This is a genomic window from Pseudomonas sp. P1_F1_2, from assembly GCF_056405815.1.
In genome coordinates this window covers 22917-40695 of the sequence record NZ_JBFUBK010000041.1, presented here as the reverse complement: position 1 = coordinate 40695, position 17779 = coordinate 22917, and the positions used below count along the sequence as shown (strand labels likewise).

15 protein-coding genes are annotated in these 17779 nt (G+C 61.4%); 8 read left to right on the top strand and 7 right to left on the bottom strand.

Annotated features, from left to right (window positions below; translation table 11 throughout):
• The first annotated feature begins 361 nt into the window (after window positions 1–361).
• A complete protein-coding gene (locus AC1D2P_RS14400) occupies window positions 362–748 on the top strand; it encodes a DUF6124 family protein (protein ID WP_077431110.1) in 387 nt (128 codons plus the stop codon).
• A 150-nt stretch (window positions 749–898) separates the two neighbouring features.
• Here AC1D2P_RS14400 and AC1D2P_RS14395 read toward each other — a convergent pair whose 3' ends face one another.
• From AC1D2P_RS14395 to pilG, 6 genes are all read right to left on the bottom strand, one after another.
• Window positions 899–1369, bottom strand: coding sequence for a chemotaxis protein CheW (locus AC1D2P_RS14395; protein WP_046029767.1), 471 nt, complete (start codon window positions 1367–1369; stop codon window positions 899–901).
• Window positions 1362–7277, bottom strand: a complete 5916-nt coding sequence (locus tag AC1D2P_RS14390) for an Hpt domain-containing protein (protein WP_109785621.1) — start codon at window positions 7275–7277, stop codon at window positions 1362–1364. The genes AC1D2P_RS14395 and AC1D2P_RS14390 overlap by 8 nt, the downstream gene beginning before the upstream one ends.
• Before the next feature lie 49 nt (window positions 7278–7326).
• Window positions 7327–9384, bottom strand: coding sequence for a methyl-accepting chemotaxis protein (locus AC1D2P_RS14385; protein WP_223522930.1), 2058 nt, complete (start codon window positions 9382–9384; stop codon window positions 7327–7329).
• Window positions 9385–9521: 137 nt separating this feature from the next.
• Window positions 9522–10055 (bottom strand): chemotaxis protein CheW, encoded by a 534-nt coding sequence (locus AC1D2P_RS14380; protein ID WP_109785623.1) that lies wholly within the window; start codon window positions 10053–10055, stop codon window positions 9522–9524.
• 10 nt (window positions 10056–10065) lie between these two features.
• A complete protein-coding gene (pilH, locus tag AC1D2P_RS14375) occupies window positions 10066–10431 on the bottom strand; it encodes a twitching motility response regulator PilH (RefSeq protein WP_008068134.1) in 366 nt (121 codons plus the stop codon).
• A 57-nt stretch (window positions 10432–10488) separates the two neighbouring features.
• A complete protein-coding gene (gene pilG / locus AC1D2P_RS14370; protein WP_027926573.1) occupies window positions 10489–10893 on the bottom strand; it encodes a twitching motility response regulator PilG in 405 nt (134 codons plus the stop codon).
• Between the two features lie 223 nt (window positions 10894–11116).
• Between pilG and gshB the strand changes: the two genes are divergently transcribed.
• The 7 genes from gshB (at window position 11117) to AC1D2P_RS14335 (ending at window position 17140) form a co-directional block, all read left to right on the top strand.
• The gene (gene gshB, locus AC1D2P_RS14365; protein WP_046029757.1) at window positions 11117–12070 is read left to right on the top strand and encodes a glutathione synthase; all 954 of its coding nucleotides are present in this window, start codon (window positions 11117–11119) and stop codon (window positions 12068–12070) included.
• A gap of 77 nt (window positions 12071–12147) precedes the next feature.
• Window positions 12148–13047: an energy transducer TonB gene (locus AC1D2P_RS14360; protein ID WP_077431107.1), complete on the top strand. Its 900-nt coding sequence runs from the start codon at window positions 12148–12150 to the stop codon at window positions 13045–13047.
• A 192-nt stretch (window positions 13048–13239) separates the two neighbouring features.
• Entirely contained in the window at window positions 13240–13812 is a 573-nt protein-coding gene (locus tag AC1D2P_RS14355; RefSeq protein WP_046029751.1) for a YqgE/AlgH family protein, read from the top strand.
• Entirely contained in the window at window positions 13812–14249 is a 438-nt protein-coding gene (ruvX, locus tag AC1D2P_RS14350; protein WP_109785624.1) for a Holliday junction resolvase RuvX, read from the top strand. Before AC1D2P_RS14355 ends, ruvX begins: the two co-directional genes overlap by 1 nt.
• Window positions 14250–14337: 88 nt before the next feature.
• A complete protein-coding gene (gene pyrR / locus AC1D2P_RS14345; RefSeq protein WP_046029746.1) occupies window positions 14338–14841 on the top strand; it encodes a bifunctional pyr operon transcriptional regulator/uracil phosphoribosyltransferase PyrR in 504 nt (167 codons plus the stop codon).
• A gap of 26 nt (window positions 14842–14867) precedes the next feature.
• On the top strand, window positions 14868–15872 hold the full coding sequence (locus tag AC1D2P_RS14340) for an aspartate carbamoyltransferase catalytic subunit (RefSeq protein ID WP_046029744.1): 1005 nt from the start codon (window positions 14868–14870) through the stop codon (window positions 15870–15872).
• Entirely contained in the window at window positions 15869–17140 is a 1272-nt protein-coding gene (locus AC1D2P_RS14335; protein WP_109785625.1) for a dihydroorotase, read from the top strand. The genes AC1D2P_RS14340 and AC1D2P_RS14335 overlap by 4 nt, the downstream gene beginning before the upstream one ends.
• 87 nt (window positions 17141–17227) lie before the next feature.
• On the opposite strand, the gene AC1D2P_RS14330 is transcribed toward AC1D2P_RS14335, so the two are convergent.
• Window positions 17228–17659: an NINE protein gene (locus tag AC1D2P_RS14330; protein WP_046029742.1), complete on the bottom strand. Its 432-nt coding sequence runs from the start codon at window positions 17657–17659 to the stop codon at window positions 17228–17230.
• Between the last annotated feature and the right edge of the window lie 120 nt (window positions 17660–17779).

Here is a 17779-nt window from a genome sequence, read left to right as displayed (position 1 = left end):
GGATTTTTGTGTTTAAAAGTTTGTTCGCTGGAAGGGTGCGAGGCTACACAGTCTGGCGTCGCCGCCTACAGCAATGCCGGAAGCCGCTGACTGGTGGGGTTTTGCGCTGAGCTTTATCGTTTGTGGGTCGCTGCCAATTCAGCGGCCGGGTCTGGAATCCCGAGGTGTAGAAGGCGCAATAGCGCCCCCTCATGACGTATGCTTGCGCACCTTTAATGTGTGTACTCCGTTATGGCGGCTGTGCGCGGGAGACCTTCGGGTCTACCGGGTTTTCTCCACCTCGGGTTCCAGCCCGCGTACAGCTGCCACCCCTTCGGCTGGAACCGAGGGAGCAGCTGAAAATCATTACTGGAGATTCACTATGTTTAAAGCCACTCCCAATCCCCCAGAAACCGATACCGATTCCGACGACCCCCTCGAAGCCGAAAAGCTCAAGGAAGCCGCCGACCGCGCCTTCGCCCATTACTTCCCCCCTGCTCGCGACAAACCATCGAGACGCCGTAACAAATCCCGGCTCTTCACGGTATGCCCCGACATCGACGCCGAAGCCCTGCTGGCCAACGCCTCCGAAGACATGCTGTCGATCAGCGCGATTGCGGCTGATCTGGCGGACGATGTAGAAGGCTCTCGCCGCTCGGTTGCCTTGGCGATCAGCCGAATGGCGGATGGGGTTCAGTTGTTGGTGGAGCGGGCGCTGGATCATTACGAGGCGTTGCAAATGCAGATGAGGGCTCAGGCCAAGGTTTAGCAGTGAGGTATTCGGTAAATTGACGGCCTATATCGCGGGCAAGCCCGCTCCCACAGTGTCCGTGACTTGCTCAAATCCTGAGTCATCCACAATACCTGTGGGAGCGGGCTTGCCCGCGATGAGGCCGGCGAAATCACCACAATATCCAGATCAGTTGGCTAAACCAGCCGTAACCAACAACTCCTCCAGCGCCAGCAAGTCCGGCACCTTGGCCACTTGCTCGCCCACCTGCACCGCCGCTTGCTCCAGCGAACACAACGGCACATCGACATAGCTCAACTGACTGTCGAGCTTGTACGAGCGAGGAATCCCCTGCACCAGCAACGCAATGAACTTCAACGCTGGCCGCCCGCCCAGCGCGTTGAGAATCACGATGCGCACCCGCTCGCCGATGACGACTTTATCGCCACACGCCGATTCAAAACTGAGCAGCGGAATTTGCCGGTCCCGCCACTTCACCAGCCCCAGGTACCACGGCGGTGTATCCAGATCGAACGCCCCCGGTTGATAGTCGATCAGCTCCGCCACCGCGACATTGGGCACGATCAGATTGCGGTCGGCCAAGGGCAGCAACAGGCCGGTGAGGTTGTTGGTGCGCTGGTAAAAATGGTCATCAAGCATGGGATTTGCTCCACAGGGCGATGCTTTCGAGCAGCACCGATTCCTGGTACGGCTTGCCAAGGTAATCGTTGACGCCGATGGCCATCGCGCGGTCGCGGTGTTTCTGCCCGGTGCGTGAGGTGATCATGATGATCGGCAGGTGCTGCAAACGCTCATCGGCGCGCACCTGGGTCGCGACTTCGAAACCGTCCATGCGCGGCATCTCGATGTCCAGCAGCATCACGTCCGGCATGTGCTCTTCGAGCAGCAGCATGGCGTCGACCCCATCCTTGGCGGTCAGCACGTTCATGCCGTGGCGTTCGAGCAATCGGCTGGTGACCTTGCGCACGGTCACCGAGTCATCGACCACCAGCACCAGCAGCGGTTTTTGTGGCTCGGCCTCTGCGTCCTGAATAAGCGTCGGGGGCGGCACATGCGCCTGCATCGCCCGGATCGGCGCCAGCAAATCAACGATCAGCACCACCCGGCCATCGCCCAGGATCGTCGCGCCGGACAAACCCTGCACCGCCGCAAACTGCGGGCCGAGGCTTTTCACCACGATCTCGCGCGTGCCGGCCATGGCGTCGACCTGCACGGCAATGTGCCGGTCGTTGCATTGCACCAGCAACACCGGCAACGGCAGGCTTTGGCCCAGTAATTTCGGGCGGGTGCTGGTTTTCAGCAGCTCGCCCAGGTAGCACAGCTCATAGTGTTGCCCGGCGTATTTGTACCTCGGCGGATCGAGCCGGTAATGCCCTTCCAGTTCGTTGGGCAACACACGAACGATGCCGTCGATGGTGTTCAGCGGGATCGCGTATTGATCCTCAAGGCACTGCACCATCAGCGCGCGGTTGACCGACACGGTGAACGGCAGGCGAATCCGGAAATGCACGCCCCGCCCCGGCACAGAGTCGATGACCATCGTGCCACCGAGCTGTCGAACTTCTTCGTGGACCACGTCCATGCCGACGCCGCGCCCTGAAATCTGGGTGATCTTCTCGGCCGTGGAAAACCCCGGCTGAAGGATGAACTGCAACACGTCGCGGTCACTGATATCCGCATCTTCGGCTAGCAAACCGCGCTTGATCGCCTTGCGCCGCACCGCATCCAGCGGCACGCCGGCACCGTCGTCGCGGATGTCGAAAATCATGTCGCCACCCTCGCGAGACAAGTCGAGAGTGATCCGCCCCTGCGCCGGTTTGCCGGCCGCGACGCGCACCTCGGCCGATTCCAGGCCATGGTCCACGGCGTTGCGCAGCATGTGCTCCAGCGGCGCGGCCATGCGTTCGAGCACGTTGCGGTCCATCTCGCCTTCAGCATTGCCGATGATGAATTCCACGTCCTTGCCCAGCTCACTGGAGACCTGTCGAACGATGCGCTTCAAACGCGGCAGCATCCGCTCGAACGGCACCATGCGCGTGCGCATCAGGCCTTCTTGCAACTCGGTATTGATGCGGCCCTGTTGCTGCAGCAGGTTTTCCGCGTCCTGATTGCGCCGGTCGAGGGTTTCCTTGAGGTCCAGCAAGTCAGAGGCCGATTCGAACAGCGCACGCGACAGTTGCTGCAATTGCGAGTGTCGGTCCATTTCCAGCGGGTCGAATTCTTCGTAGCCCAGGCGTTCGGCGTCGACTTGCTGACGGCTGAGAATCCGCCCCTGGGTTTCGGTATCGAGCCGGCGCAATTGGTCGCGCATCCGCTCGATGGTGGTCTCCATCTCGCTCAAGGTGACGCGCGCATCGTTGACCTGCTGTTCGATACGGCCACGGAAGATCGACGTTTCGCCCGCCAGGTTGACCAGATCGTCGAGCAGTTCCGCCGAGACCTTGACCATGTCGGCACCGGCGTCGGCTTGTGCTACAGGCGTCTCGGGCTTGGCCACGGCAGGCGCCGCCACGGTCGAAGGGAGCTTGGCCGGTTGGAGCACGGCCGGGTGGCTGAAATTCTTGATGGCATCGATCAGTCGGTCAGCCGGCGGCAACGGCTGACCGGCGCGGGTGGCATCCAGCATCTGCGCCAGCCGATCGTGGCTGCTTTGCAACAACGTGAACAACGCCGCGCTCGGTTGCAACGCGCCCGCCGACAGGCTTTCGTAGAGAAACTCCAGCTCATGGGCAAGGTCGCCGATGGGGGCGATTTCCACCATGCGCGCGCCGCCCTTGAGCGTGTGCAAGTCTCGTAGCAGGGTTTCTATTTCTTGTCGGCTCGACGGCTCGGCTTGCCAACGCACAAGCGCGGCGCCGGAGTTTTCGATGATGTCGAAACCTTCTTCGAGGAAGATCTCCAGCAACTCGGGATCATGGCCCGGCGAATCGTTGGCCGGTGTGGGCTCGGCCACTTCGGCGGCGCTGGCATTGCCTTGACGAAAGGCGCGAATCGCCTCGATCAACTCGCTCGGGGTCCCCAGCGATTGCTGATTCTGCAACTGTTCAAGTAGCAGGGCGAGGCGGTCATGGCTCTTTTGCAGCAACTGCGCCAGGGTTTCACTGTGGTTGTAACGGCGGTCCACCAAGCCTTCGTAAAGGCTTTCCAGTTCATGGGCCAAATCGCCGACCGGCTCGACTTCGGCCATCCGCGCACCGCCCTTGAGCGTGTGCAAATCGCGCTGCAAGGACGACAACGGGGCGGCGTTGTCCGGGTCACGCAACCAGCGTTGCAGGGCCTGACCAGCACTTTCGAGGATGTCCATTGCTTCTTCGAGGAAGATGGAAACGATTTCGTCGTCGAACTCCACCGGGGTCGCCGTTTGCTCAAGTTCGGCGGTGGCGCTGCCCAGTTCGCGAATGCTCAGGGTGCGGCTGCCGTCACTGCGAATCAGGCCCATGGACGATGGGTCGAGGCTTTCATCGAGCAACTCGCGCAACGCCCGGATGCGTTCCGGCTGCGGGCTGACTTCCTGGCCGGCGGCCAGTTCGTCGAGCATGTTGATCAGCGCTTCGTGAGCACTTTGCGCTTCATGGAAAAACCGCTCGCTGACCGCCAGGCTGCTCTCTTCCACCGCGCCATACAGGTCGAGCAAGGCTTCGCAGAGTGCGTCCACCGGGTGCAGATCGGCGAGGTGCGCGCCCTCGCCGAGCGTGGTCAGTTCATCCAGCAACGCGGTCAATTCCTGACGTTCGCCGGGATGCTGTTGCCAGCGCTGCAACAAGCTTTCGGCGTCCAGCAGGATGTCCATGCCCTGGGCCAGGAAGTTGTTGATCAACTGCGGGTCGCGCTTGGTTCGCAGCGCGGTATCGGGCGTGCTCAACAGCGTTTGCAGACGCTCGGCGAGTAATGACTGGGTGCGTTCGATCAATGAGCCGGCACCGCGAATCTGCGCCAACGGATCGGTCGTGAGCTGGCGCAAGCCGAGCCGGAACAAGCCTTCGGCTTCCAGCAACAGTTCGACTTCGTCCAGGTCCAGCGCTATCAGATGCGCCTTGTACTCACGGGCCAGTTGATCCAGTGGCGTTGCCAGCTCGGCGATCGGCAAGACGCCGGCCATCGAGGCGCTGCCCTTGAGCGTGTGCAACGCTCGCTGCAATTCGTCGCTGGCCTGAAGCGGCACATGCTCGGCAGCCTGATCAAGGAAGCGATTGAGGCTGGCCAGGTGGGTTTCGGCTTCTTTGCGGAAGATCTCCAGCAACAGCGGATCAAGGGCCGCCACGTCCTGGGTATCTTCATCGCAGGCAGGTGCATCGCCTTTGGCGAGGGCATGGGCGCGCGCGGCCAACTGGTCGACATCGTTGCGCTGACGCTGGACATTGCCGGCGTACTCGGTCACCAGTTCCGGCAGTAAATTCAGGGTATCGGCAAGCAGTTGTTGCACGGCGGCCCCCGGCGCGACGTTGTCCTCCAGCACACGGTTGAGCAGGTTTTCCACCGCCCATGCCAGCTCGCCCAGCACCAACGCGCGGACCATCCGGCCGCTGCCTTTCAAGGTGTGGAACGCTCGGCGCAATTCGCTCAAGGCACACTTGTCGTCGGGGTTGGACGTCCAGCGCGGCAAGTATTCCTGGAGGATATCCAGGACCTCATCGGTCTCTTCGAGGAAGACTTCGCGCAACTCTTCGTCGACCGGTTCCTCACCGGCGGGCGGCGGCAACAGGCTGCCTGGGGTGGTCAGCGCGGGCGGATTGACGGAGGACACCGGGCTGGCCAGCACATCGGCCAGCGTCTGCACGATCTCGGGGTCATCGAGCACCTGCATCTGCTGCATGACCTGGGCTTCACTCGGGCTGAGCACATCGTCGAGCATCGGTACTTGCAGTTCGCTGGGGAAAACCCCGAGCGACGCCAGGCTTTTTTCAGCGACATCGAGCAGTTGTTCCCCCGGTGCTTCGGGATCGTCGCCGAGGCGTTCCAGGTAATACTCGATGCTGGTCACCACATCGGCCAGGCTGTCCAGTTCCTGCCAATCGGGCTGGTCCGGCTCCAGCAGCAAATGGTCGCGAATGAAGTGATTGCAGGTTTCGACCAGGCTCGCCGCCCGGCTCAACGGGATCATCGACAACGCGCCGCGCACTTGCGTCAGCAACGCCGGCAGCGCCTGCAGTTGCTGGCGATCCCAGTCGGCGTCGATGTAGTCGACGATCATGTCCTTGGCTTGTTGCAGGCAGATGCGCGCTTCGCGGATGACGATCTGGTGAATCTGAGTCAGGTCGGTGGTCGGCAGGCGGCTTTCTTCCTGGCTCTCGGGCTCCACGGTGCCGACCATGCCGGCCAGGGTGGCTTCGACGTAGAGCAAGGCGCCCGCGACGTCCATGAGGATGGCGTCGTTGGGTTCGCGCTGGCCCTGAACCAGGCTGAGTACCACCGCCAGTTGATCGATGATGACTTTGCGCGGCTGCCCAAACCCCAGCACCGCCAGGGTGTCGGCGATCTGGCGCAGTGGCGCCAGCAGGCTGTCGAGGTCCGAGGTGTGCTGACGGTCGCTGCGCACGAACAGGTCCAGGCGCTCCTTGACCCGCACCAGTTCTTCGCAGAGCGCGGCCAGCACCGAACGCATGGCATCGCGGTCGGGACCGGCCAGGCGTGCGCGTTCTTCATCGACCATCGCGCTGTCGGGCAACGCGTCGTCCAGTGAGTAGCGATCTTTCATGGTCAGCATCTGCCCGGTAGGAAGTTCGGCCTTGGCAATGTAGAACAGCAAACTCTTGAGCAGCTCGGGCGGTGCCGGCTGATTGATCCCGCGGATGCCTTGTTCGAGCAAACGCTTGAGTTCTTTGTCAGCGTCCTTGAACAGGCTGCGCAGCGCCGGGCTGTTGGCGATCACGTCTGTGCGCATGCCTTCGACCAGTGCCGAGGCGACTTGCCACAGCGGGCTCAGGGGCGCATCAGCGCATATCCCTTCAAGGCGTGAAAAAACCTTGGCCAGATAATTAAAATGGGTGTCGTCATCCTGTTCTCGCAGCAACCCGACCAGTGCCATTTGCAGCATCTGGCGCAATTTGCGCAGCACATTGGCGAAGTCCGCAGGCTCAAGCAGCGCCAGCGACGCTTCGTCCAACGGTGGCAAGTCCACCAGTTGCGGGCTGAACAGGCTGGTTTCCGACAGCAGGGTTTCACCCCGGGCGCTGCGCAAATCGTTAATCAGCGGCAACACCACCAAGGGCAGGTCACGGCGTGCCCCTTGTATGCGGTCGAGGTAAATCGGCAGTTGCCCGAGGGCTTGCATCAACAGGTGCAGCGCTTCATCACGATGGCTGACGCGGTTCTGCAGCAAGGCGCTGGCCAGCTGTTCCATTTCTTCGGCGAGCAGGGCCGCGCCGTAGAACTCGACCATCTGCAAACTGCCGTGAACCTGATGGATGTACGCCAGGCAATCGCTCAAGGCGTGCAGCGCCTGCGGGTCATCAAGCAACGTTTCGATTGCTTGATGGGCCTGCTTCAGCGTTTCGGCAATCTCGCCTTTGACCCACTCGAGGGCCACATAGTCGTGCCGATCACCCATAACCACTCCAGTCCCTACGCCTTTCAAAAATCATACGCCTGTGGCCGGTTCAAGCCTTGTCCGCCGCCTGCGCCTTGGCGGCCGGCAAGGTGAAACCGGACACCGAACGCCTCAGCTGACTGGCCATTTTAGCCAGGTTGCCGATGCTCTCGGCAGTGGCGGTGGAACCGGACGAGGTCTGCGAGGTGATCTGTTGAATCACGTTCATCGTCAGGGAAATCTGCCCGGCCGAAGACGTTTGTTGCTGCGCAGCATTGGAAATACTCTGGATCAACGCCGCGAGGGTCTTCGATACGCCTTCGATTTCTTCCAGGGCCACACCGGCATCCTGCGCCAGACGCGCTCCCCGCACCACTTCGGTGGTGGTCTGCTCCATGGAAATGACCGCTTCGTTGGTGTCCGTCTGGATCGCCCGCACCAGGGTTTCGATTTGCCGGGTCGCGGCGGATGAACGCTCGGCCAGGCGCTGGACTTCGTCGGCCACCACGGCAAAACCGCGCCCGGCGTCACCGGCCATCGATGCCTGGATCGCCGCGTTGAGCGCGAGTATGTTGGTCTGGTCGGCAATGTCATCGATCAGGCTGACAATGTCGCCAATTTCCTGGGAGGACTCGCCCAGACGCTTGATGCGCTTGGCGGTGTCCTGAATCTGCTCGCGAATGTTGTCCATGCCGTGGATGGTGTTGTGCACCACTTCGTTGCCCTTGTTGGCAATTTCCACCGAACGCTCGGCCACCGCTGACGACTCGGCGGCATTGGCCGAGACCTGATCGATGGACTGGGCCATGTCGTTGATCGCCGTCGAGGCTTCGGAGATCTGCTGCGCCTGATGCTCCGAGGCTTGTGCCAGGTGCATGGCGGTGGCCTGGGTTTCCTGCACGGCGGCGGCCACCTGGCCGGCAGTGAGGTTGATGGTCGCCACCAGGTCGCGCAATTGGTCCACGGAATAGTTGATCGAGTCGGCAATGGTCCCGGTGAAGTCTTCGGTCACCGAGGCGGTGACGGTCAAGTCGCCGTCGGCCAGGTCTTCGATTTCGTCCAGCAGGCGCATGATCGCGCTCTGGTTACGTTCGTTCTTTTCGGCGGTTTCCCGAAGCTGACGATTGGTTTCGCGCACCATCACCATCCCTATCAGAATGATCGACATCAGCGCCAGCAGGCCCAGCACGTAACCGCCGATGGTGTCGGTATTGCGCCCGCCGGCAAGGTTTTCGAACCCGGTGGCCAAGTGCGAGGCTTCATCGAGCAAGGTTTGCGACAGGGTAAATATGTTGGTGGCCGACTCGCGGACCTTGAACAATTCGGGGGAGGTTTCGAGGATTTCATCCACCGAGCCCGAGACGAATTCAAACAGCTCGGAAATCTCGCTCAAGCGAGCGCGAGCATCGCGGTCCTCGACCTGGCTGATTCTCAGCGCCACATTGCCCTGAAGCATGCCGTTGAGCACCTGGCCGAAACGCGCGGCATCGCGGCCGAAGGCGTCGGCGGCCTGCTGCGAGTTTTCGTCGCCGGACAGCACGGTGTTCACCGCGCCCAAAATGCGCTCGGCCAGCAGCGATTGGCGCTGGGCCATCGCCACCTGCGCGGCCGGTGCGCCGCGTTGCAGGAGGATTTCGACGACTTTCTCGTACTCGACCTGCAACTGCGGCACGGTTTCGGCCAGGGTCGCCGCGACCTGATGCAGCGACAGCACCGTCTGCTCGCTGGAGAGAATGGCGTCGGTGTTTTTCAGCAAGCGTTCCCAATCGAGCTGCACGGCGCGCATTTCCGGGCGCACGGTGGTCGGCGCTGGCGGCAGGCCGGTGGCCGGGTCGCCCTTCTTCAGGTATCCCCAACGCAGGGCAAAGTCGTTGCGCGCATCACTGAGCAACTTGAACGCGGCCGCTTTGCCAGCGGCAGCTTCGGTGGCATTTTTGGCGATGCGCTGGGACAGCACGCGCAGCTCGCCGGCGTGGCCGATGTACTGTTTGTCGTACGTGGCTTGGGTATTGAGGTAAGCGAAATTGGCGAACAGCAGCATGATGAACACGATCAGCGCGATAAACAGCACGATGATCTGCGAACGGCTGCGCGATCCTTCTGGCTTGCCTGTTTGTGCTTTTGTCATCGGTCCTCGCCTGTCCTGCCCAATTCACTACTCGCCCTTGTAGGAGCAGGGCTTGCCCGCGATGGCATCACCCCGGTCCAAAGTGAGACCGCGCCGTCTGCATCGCGGGCAAGCCCGGCTCCTACAGGGTCCGGGGATTACACCGCTACATGCATAAAGCTTTGTGACTGCGCCAGCGCAAACGGGCTGAACACCTGCCAGGCCTGCTCTCGCTGAAACCGGCCTTTGACGAAGCCCGACATTGGCCCGTTCAAATGATCTGCCGGCTGCAGGCTGTCCTGGGCAAAGTGCTGCAAGCCGAAGACTTCGTCGACCAGCAACCCGGCAAAAATTTCGTTATGTTCCACCACCAACACGCGCCGCTGCTTGCGCACAGCCGAGGCTTCGTGGCCAAAAAAACCACCCAGGTCCATGATCGGCAGCAATCGCCCACGCAAGTTGGCCACCCCTTTGACCCAGGGTTTGACGCCCGGCAATTGGGTGAAGCGCGGTTCATGCAGGACTTCGCTGACTTCGCCCATCGGCGCGACGTACCAGTCCTCGCCCAAGCGGAAACCAATGCCGCTCCAGCTGTCCTGTCGGGTCGGCTGGGACGGTAAATCCGCCGCCAGCAGACGACAGCGCTGATCGATCTGCAGCAGCAGCTCGAAAGCCGTCAGCGATTCAGTCATGGGCGGACGTTCAACCGGCCAGCACGTTGTTCAGGGTTTTGATCAGGGTTTCTTCGTCGACCGGTTTGGTCAGGTAATCCTTGGCCCCCTGGCGCGTGCCCCAGACCTTGTCGGTTTCCTGATCCTTGGTGGTGATGATGATCACCGGGATGTGCCCGGTTTCCGGGTCTTTGGTCAGCTGGCGAGTCGCCTGGAAGCCGTTGAGGCCAGGCATGACGATGTCCATCAACACGGCGTCAGGTTTTTCCTGACGGGCCAGGGCCACGCCGTCGGCGCCGTTCTCGGCTTTCAACACTTCGTGACCGTGCTTTTCCAGCATGCCGGTCAGTTTGTACATTTCGGTCGGCGAATCATCGACGATCAGAATACGAGCCATGGTCTTCCCCATTCTTGTCGACACCGGGCCCGCTGGCCGAGCGTCACTGTGCGTGTCCTACTGCGGCAAAACGGCGGCGAAGCCCGGAACATGGGCCTGGATCGCGTTCAGCAGTTCTTCCTTGCTGAAAGGCTTGGTCAAAAACTGGTCGGAGCCAACGATGCGCCCCTTGGCCTTGTCGAACAGCCCGTCCTTGGACGACAGCATAATCACTGGCGTGGACTTGAACGCACTATTGTTCTTGATTAAAGCGCAGGTCTGATAGCCATCCAGACGCGGCATCATGATGTCGACAAAGATGATGCCGGGATGGTTATCGGCAATCTTGGCCAGCGCATCGAAACCGTCGATGGCCGTAATGACTTCACAACCCACATTCTTCAACAGCGTTTCGGCGGTGCGACGAATCGTCTTCGAATCGTCGATCACCATGACCTTCAAGGCGCTGGAATGCTGATCCATAAATGCTCTACCGTCGCCTTTGCGAAACAAATTGTCCGTTTGCGCTCGAAACCCTTGATACTCAAGGGCCAGCATGACATGGCAGCCTTTTTAGCACAGTCTCCAAAACCAATCTATCGGCCGACTTGCACGATGGTTTTTCCTTGACCGGGAACACACTCAGCGCCACTCTGACGCCACTTTTTCATGTCCATTCGGACCACCCAAATTCGAGGAAAAACCCATGAGCGTTCGCGTCGGGATTGTCATGGACCCCATTGCCAGCATCTCCTATAAAAAGGATAGCTCGCTGGCCATGCTGCTGGCCGCGCAGAAGCGCGGCTGGGAACTGTTCTATATGGAACAGCGCGATTTGTACCAGGGCGAAGGCCAGGCTCGCGCGCGGATGCGTCCGCTGCAAGTGTTCGCCAACCCGGAAAAATGGTTCGAACTGGGCGCCGAGAGCGATGCGCCGCTCAGCGATCTGAACGTGATCCTGATGCGCAAGGATCCACCGTTCGACATGGAGTTCGTTTACTCCACCTATTTGCTGGAACAAGCCGAAAGCGCCGGCGTGCTGGTGGTCAACAAGCCGCAGAGCCTGCGTGACTGCAACGAAAAACTGTTCGCCACGCTGTTCCCGCAATGCACGCCGCCGACCGTGGTCAGCCGTCGCGCCGATGTGCTGCGTGAATTCGCCGCCAAGCACGGCGACGTGATCCTCAAGCCGCTGGACGGCATGGGTGGCACGTCGATCTTCCGTCATCGCGCTGGTGATCCGAACCTGTCGGTGATCCTGGAAACCCTGACGGCGCTGGGCGCCCAGCAGATCATGGGCCAGGCGTACCTGCCGGCGATCAAGGACGGCGACAAACGCATCCTGATGATCGACGGCGAGCCGGTGGATTACTGCCTGGCGCGCATTCCGGCCGCCGGAGAAACCCGTGGCAACCTCGCCGCCGGTGGTCGTGGCGAAGCCCGTCCATTGACCGAGAAGGATCGCTGGATCGCGGCACAAGTGGGCCCTACCCTGCGTGAAAAAGGTCTTTTGTTTGTTGGCCTGGACGTGATCGGCGAGCATCTGACCGAAATCAACGTCACCAGCCCGACCTGCATCCGCGAAATCGATAACGCCTTTGGCACCGACATCGGCGGCCTGCTGATGGATGCCATCGATCAGAAGCTCAAGGCTCGCTGATATAGAACAGTCTAAGGACCCCCAACATTGCGTTATCATGCGCGGCCTGTGAAAAACGCGATGTTGGTTTTCTTGCCATGACCCTCCCGTCCGATCTGCCTGCTGAACTCGCCCATCGTGGCGTGCGCCCGGCCGATCGCCTCGGTTTTACCCTGTTTCTCGCGGCGTTGATTCACCTGGCCTTGCTGTTGGGCGTCGGCTTTACGATGGTCGAACCCAAAACCATCAGCAAAACCCTGGAAATCACCCTCGCCACCTTCAAAAGCGAAAAGAAGCCCGAAAAAGCCGATTTCCTCGCCCAGGAAAATCAGCAAGGCAGCGGCACCCTGGATAAAAAAGCGATTCCCAAGACCACCGAGGTCGCGCCGTTCCAGGACAACAAAGTGCAGAAAGTCACGCCACCGCCCGCCGCCAAGCCTGAAGTACAGGAAGCAGCGCCCAAGGCAGCCGTGACTACCGTCGCACCCCAACCTAAAAAAGCGCCGGCCAAGAACGAAGAGGTCAAGCCACAGGCCAAGCCTGCCGTGGCCGCGCCGACGTTTGACAGTGCCCAGCTGTCCAGCGACATCGCCAGCCTCGAAGCGGAACTGGCCAATGAACAACAGCTGTACGCCAAGCGCCCGCGCATTCACCGCTTGAGCGCGGCTTCGACCATGCGCGACAAAGGCGCCTGGTATAAGGACGAATGGCGCAAGAAGGTCGAGCGCATCGGCAACCTCAATTACCCCGACGAAGCCCGACGCAAGCAGATTTACGGCAATTTGCGCTTGATGGTTTCGATCAACCGGGACGGCTCGTTGTATGAAGTGCTGGTGCTGGAGTCGTCCGGGCAGCCGCTGCTGGATCAGGCGGCACAGCGGATCGTGCGGCTCGCGGCCCCGTTTGCGCCGTTTACCGGGGATCTGTCGGACATCGACCGCCTGGAAATCATCCGCACCTGGAAATTTGCCCGCGGCGACCGCCTCTCGAGCAATTGAACACTGCATATCCCCCTGTGGGAGCGGGCTTGCCCGCGAAGAGGTCGGCACATTCAGCATAAATATCGACCGACCTGACGCCTTCGCGGGCAGGCCCGCTCCCACAATGATCTCTGTTGCCGGGGAAAATCGGGGCATTTCCCGTGCATCCCCAGCTTGTCAGTTCGCCCCTCCAACGCCACACTAGCGCTCATGAAGAATGTCAGCCCCAGCTACCTCAAGCATCACTTCCTGATCGCCATGCCTCACATGGCCGACCCGAACTTTGCGCACACCTTGACCTACATCGTCGAGCACACGGCCAATGGTGCCATGGGGCTGGTGATCAACCGCCCGCAAGACCTGAACCTGGCCGAGATCCTTGAGCAACTGCGCCCGGACATCGAGCCCCCACCGCTGTGCCGGCATGTGCCGATTTTCATCGGCGGCCCGGTGCAGACGGATCGCGGTTTTGTCCTGCACCCCAAAGGGCAGAGTTATCAGGCGACCGTTGATCTGGAAGGCGATCTGTCCCTGTCCACCTCTCAAGACGTACTGTTTGCCATTGCCGACGGTGTCGGCCCGGCGAAAAGCCTGATTGCCCTCGGCTACGCCGGTTGGGAAGCCGGGCAACTGGACGCCGAACTGGCTCAGAACGCCTGGCTGACCTGCCCGTTCGACGCCGACATCCTGTTCAACACCAGCAGCGAATTGCGTCTGGAAGCGGCGGCCAAGCATCTGGGCGTCAACCTCAGCCTGCTCACCAGCCAGGCGGGGCACGCCTGATGGCCCTGCGCCTGATATTGGGTTTCGACTACGGCACCAAACAGATCGGCGTCGCGGTCGGGCAGGTGATTACCGGCCAGGCCCGCGAGTTGTGTACGTTGAAAGCGCAGAACGGCGTTCCGGACTGGAATCAGGTCGAAGCCCTGATCAAAGAATGGAAACCCGACGCAGTGGTGGTGGGCCTGCCCTTGAACATGGATGGCACCCAAAGCGACATGTGCCTGCGCGCGGAAAAATTCGCCCGCCGTCTCAACGGCCGCTACAACCTGCCTTTCTATACCCACGATGAACGCCTGACCACGTTTGAAGCCAAAGGCGAACGACGTGATCGTGGCGGGCAAAAAGGCAGTTACCGCGACAACCCGGTGGACGCCATCGCCGCCGCCCTGCTGCTGCAAGGCTGGCTCGACGAAAACACCGCATTGTTCGAATCCTGAAGAGGCGCAGCAAGCGTCTCTACTTAGCGACAACCCGAGCCAGGCGTCACACCCGCAGAACCCGGCTCGGGCCCAAGAAGGAGCAACCATGAGCCTGCCCAATCCCGCCGAACTGATCAGCCAGATGGCGATCCGTCTCAAGGCACACCTGGAACACCGTGGCATCAGCGAACCGCGTTATATCGGTATCCGTACCGGCGGCGTCTGGGTCGCCCAGGCGTTGCTCGAAGAACTGGGCAGCGATTCGCCGCTCGGTACGCTGGACGTGTCCTTCTACCGCGACGACTTCAGCCAGAACGGCCTGCACCCACAGGTTCGCCCGTCGGCACTGCCATTCGAGATCGAAGGCCAGCATCTGGTGCTGATCGACGACGTGCTCATGAGCGGCCGGACCATCCGCGCTGCCATGAACGAACTCTTCGACTACGGCCGCCCGGCCAGCGTAACGCTGGTCTGCCTGCTGGACCTGGACGCCAGCGAACTGCCGATCCGCCCGAACGTGGTTGGCGCGACGCTGTCGCTGGCCGCCCATGAACGAGTGAAGCTTTCCGGCCCCGAACTCAAGCTTGAACTGCAAGACCTCGCCCTTTAATCCGCCCTATTGAGAGTCCCCTCGCGATGACGCCTCTAGATACCAAGCGCCCGCTGCAGCTCAATGATCAGGGCCAGCTGCGCCACTTCCTCTCGCTCGACGGTTTGCGCCGCGAGCTGCTGACGGAAATCCTCGACACCGCTGACTCGTTCCTCGAAGTCGGCGCCCGGGCCGTGAAGAAAGTCCCGTTGCTGCGCGGCAAGACCGTGTGCAACGTGTTCTTCGAAAACTCGACCCGCACTCGCACCACCTTCGAACTGGCGGCCCAGCGGCTGTCGGCGGACGTGATCACCCTGAACGTGTCGACCTCGTCGGCGAGCAAGGGCGAAACCCTGCTCGACACCCTGCGCAACCTGGAGGCCATGGCCGCCGACATGTTCGTCGTGCGCCACGGCGACTCCGGCGCCGCGCACTTCATCGCCGAGCATGTGTGCCCGCAAGTGGCAATCATCAACGGCGGCGACGGCCGTCACGCGCACCCGACGCAGGGCATGCTCGACATGCTCACCATCCGCCGGCACAAGGGTGGTTTTGAAAATCTCTCGGTGGCCATCGTCGGCGACATCCTGCACTCGCGGGTGGCGCGCTCGAACATGCTGGCCCTGAAAACCCTGGGTTGCCCGGACATCCGCGTGATCGCGCCGAAAACCCTGCTGCCCATCGGCATCGAGCAATACGGCGTGAAGGTTTACACCGACATGACCGAAGGCCTGAAAGACGTCGACGTGGTGATCATGCTGCGCCTGCAGCGCGAACGCATGGCCGGCGGCCTGCTGCCGAGCGAAGGCGAGTTCTACCGCCTGTTCGGCCTGACCACCGCACGCCTGGCCGGGGCCAAGCCCGATTGCATCGTCATGCACCCGGGGCCGATCAACCGTGGGGTGGAAATCGAGTCGGCGGTGGCCGACGGCCCGCACTCGGTGATCCTCAACCAGGTCACCTACGGTATTGCGATTCGTATGGCCGTGCTGTCCATGGCCATGAGCGGGCAGACTGCGCAACGTCAATTCGAGCAGGAGAACGCCCAGTGAAGCTCAGTATTCTCGGCGCCCGCGTGATCGATCCAGCCACGGGGCTGGATCAAGTAACCGATATCCACATTGAAGCCTGCAAAGTCGTCGCCCTTGGCGCTGCGCCAGCCGGTTTTGTCGCCGTCGACACAATCGACGCCCATGGCCTCGTGGCTGCTCCCGGCCTGGTTGACCTGAACGTCGCCCTGCGCGAGCCGGGTTACAGCCGCAAAGGCTCGATCATCAGCGAAACCCGCGCAGCAGCCGCCGGTGGCGTCACCAGCCTGTGCTGCCCGCCGAAAACCAAACCGGTGCTGGACACTTCGGCCGTGGCCGAACTGATCCTCGACCGCGCGCGTGAAGCCGGCAACACCAAAGTGTTCCCGATTGGCGCCCTGAGCAAAGGCCTGGACGGCGAACAGCTTGCCGAGCTCGTTGCGCTGCGCGATGCCGGTTGCGTGGCCTTCGGCAATGGCCTGGAGAGCTTTCGCAATACCCGCACCCTGTGCCGGGCGCTGGAATACGCGGCGACATTCGACCTCACGGTGATTTTCAATTCCCAGGACCATGATCTGGCCGAAGGTGGCCTGGCCCATGAAGGCCCGACCGCCAGTTTCCTCGGCTTGCCGGGCATACCGGAAACCGCGGAGACCGTGGCCCTGGCCCGCGATCTGTTGTTGGTTGAGCAGAGCGGCGTGCGCGCGCACTTCAGCCAGCTCACCAGCGCTCGCGGCGTGGCCCTGATCGCCCAGGCCCAGGCCCGCGGGCTGCCGGTGACCGCCGATGTCGCCCTGTATCAGCTGATCCTGACGGATGAAGCCTTGATCGACTTCAGCAGCCTCTATCACGTCCAGCCACCGCTACGCACCCGCGCCGACCGCGATGGCCTGCGCGAGGCAGTGAAATCGGGTGTGATCTCGGCCATTTCCAGCCATCACCAGCCACACGAGCTGGACGCCAAACTGGCGCCGTTCGGCGCCACGGAGCCGGGCATCAGCAGTGTTGAATTGCTGCTGCCGTTGGCGATGACGCTGGTGGAGGATGGTTTGCTCGACCTGCCGACGTTACTGACACGCTTGAGCACCGGCCCGGCCGAGGCCTTGCGCTTGCCGGCAGGTCGTTTGGCGGTCGGCGGGCCGGCGGACATCGTGCTGTTCGACCCGACAGCGTCGACGGTGGCGGGTGAAACCTGGTTGTCCAAGGGTGAAAACTGCCCGTTCATCGGGCATAGCCTGCCGGGCGTAGTGCGTTACACCCTGGTGGATGGGCGGATCAGTCACCAGGCATAAGACCGCGTGGCTACAATCGCGAGCAAGCTTTGCTCCTACGGGATTGTGTATGAACACCCTGTAGGAGCATGGCTTGCCAGCGATGGCTTACTGGAAAGCACCTCTGTTCTGAGCGTTACGCACGGAAACCTGGTCATTCAGTGTCCAGAAGTCATACAGCACCCCCACAAAGAACAACCCGCCCGTCACCAGGTACAGCAAGCCGCTGATCCACTTCCCCTGATACATCCGGTGCACGCCGAACACCCCTAGAAACGTCAGCAGAATCCACGCCACGTTGTACTCGATAGGCCCAGCGGTGAACCGAAGGTCAGCTTCACGGTCCATAGCCGGGATCAGAAATACGTCGATCAGCCAGCCAATCCCCAGCAAACCAAAGGTGAAGAACCAGATCGTCCCGGTCACAGGCTTGCCGTAATAGAAGCGGTGGGCCCCGGTAAAACCAAAAATCCACAGCAGATACCCGATCACTTTGCTGTGAGTATCCTGATGCGCGGCCGACTGTTGATAGCTGTTCATGAATGACCTCGATTCACACGATAGAGAAATATTCTTTAAATCTTTGTGACTTTTTTACAGGTAGCCGACGTATGGCAAATGCTACCGTGGGTCCCGTCAAAGCCTTATAGCACCTGACTT

What these genes read in the sequence shown, in the direction of transcription:
- AC1D2P_RS14400 (WP_077431110.1), top strand. Translation starts at nt 362, where the DNA reads ATGTTTAAAGCCACTCCCAATCCCCCAGAAACCGATACCGATTCCGAC.
- AC1D2P_RS14395 (WP_046029767.1), bottom strand. Translation starts at nt 1,369, where the DNA reads ATGCTTGATGACCATTTTTACCAGCGCACCAACAACCTCACCGGCCTG.
- AC1D2P_RS14390 (WP_109785621.1), bottom strand. Translation starts at nt 7,277, where the DNA reads ATGGGTGATCGGCACGACTATGTGGCCCTCGAGTGGGTCAAAGGCGAG.
- AC1D2P_RS14385 (WP_223522930.1), bottom strand. Translation starts at nt 9,384, where the DNA reads ATGACAAAAGCACAAACAGGCAAGCCAGAAGGATCGCGCAGCCGTTCG.
- AC1D2P_RS14380 (WP_109785623.1), bottom strand. Translation starts at nt 10,055, where the DNA reads ATGACTGAATCGCTGACGGCTTTCGAGCTGCTGCTGCAGATCGATCAG.
- pilH (WP_008068134.1), bottom strand. Translation starts at nt 10,431, where the DNA reads ATGGCTCGTATTCTGATCGTCGATGATTCGCCGACCGAAATGTACAAA.
- pilG (WP_027926573.1), bottom strand. Translation starts at nt 10,893, where the DNA reads ATGGATCAGCATTCCAGCGCCTTGAAGGTCATGGTGATCGACGATTCG.
- gshB (WP_046029757.1), top strand. Translation starts at nt 11,117, where the DNA reads ATGAGCGTTCGCGTCGGGATTGTCATGGACCCCATTGCCAGCATCTCC.
- AC1D2P_RS14360 (WP_077431107.1), top strand. Translation starts at nt 12,148, where the DNA reads ATGACCCTCCCGTCCGATCTGCCTGCTGAACTCGCCCATCGTGGCGTG.
- AC1D2P_RS14355 (WP_046029751.1), top strand. Translation starts at nt 13,240, where the DNA reads ATGAAGAATGTCAGCCCCAGCTACCTCAAGCATCACTTCCTGATCGCC.
- ruvX (WP_109785624.1), top strand. Translation starts at nt 13,812, where the DNA reads ATGGCCCTGCGCCTGATATTGGGTTTCGACTACGGCACCAAACAGATC.
- pyrR (WP_046029746.1), top strand. Translation starts at nt 14,338, where the DNA reads ATGAGCCTGCCCAATCCCGCCGAACTGATCAGCCAGATGGCGATCCGT.
- AC1D2P_RS14340 (WP_046029744.1), top strand. Translation starts at nt 14,868, where the DNA reads ATGACGCCTCTAGATACCAAGCGCCCGCTGCAGCTCAATGATCAGGGC.
- AC1D2P_RS14330 (WP_046029742.1), bottom strand. Translation starts at nt 17,659, where the DNA reads ATGAACAGCTATCAACAGTCGGCCGCGCATCAGGATACTCACAGCAAA.